Origin of the sequence: Pseudomonas sp. RW409 (genome assembly GCF_003184125.1) — a bacterium.
Classification (GTDB): Bacteria; Pseudomonadota; Gammaproteobacteria; order Pseudomonadales; family Pseudomonadaceae; genus Aquipseudomonas; species Aquipseudomonas chlororaphis_I.
Genome location: NZ_QHHP01000036.1, coordinates 1 through 504 on the forward strand (window position 1 = coordinate 1; position 504 = coordinate 504).

Here is a 504-nt window from a genome sequence, read left to right on the forward strand (position 1 = left end):
TCTTGTCTTCGATGCGCAGTTCGTTATAGCCCTTGCCACCCGGCGAGCTGAGGGTCTTGAAGGTGCTGCGGGTCTTGTTCGCCGGCAGGTCGTAGGGGACCACGTTTTCCTTGTGGTACAGGCAGCCGGTGACCAGGGGCTGGTCGGGATCGCCTTCGAGGAAGGTCACCAGCACTTCCATGCCGATCCGCGGGATGGCGATGCCGCCGTAGGCCTTGCCGGCCCAGCCGCTGGCGACGCGGACCCAGCAGGAGGTGTTGTCGTCGGCCAGGCCATCGCGGTCCCAGTGGAACTGCACCTTGATCCGCCCGTACGGGTCGCAATGGATTTCTTCGCCCTTGGGCCCGGTGACCACCGCGGTCTGGCTGCCCAGGGACTTGGGTTTCGGGTGTTCCAGCGGCGGGCGGTAGTGGGCGTCCCAGGGCGTGGCGAGGAAGCGGTTGCGGTAGCCCTGGTGGAAGTCGTCCTTATTGCTGGTGACGTCGCTGGTGATGTTCTCGCCCA

At 65.5% G+C, this 504-nt stretch carries 1 protein-coding gene; it reads right to left on the minus strand.

Annotated elements, in window-relative coordinates; translation table 11 throughout:
* Positions 1 to 504, minus strand: a 504-nt coding sequence (gene tssI, locus DK261_RS18450) for a type VI secretion system tip protein TssI/VgrG (RefSeq protein WP_146218541.1), incomplete at both ends; no start/stop codon positions are given.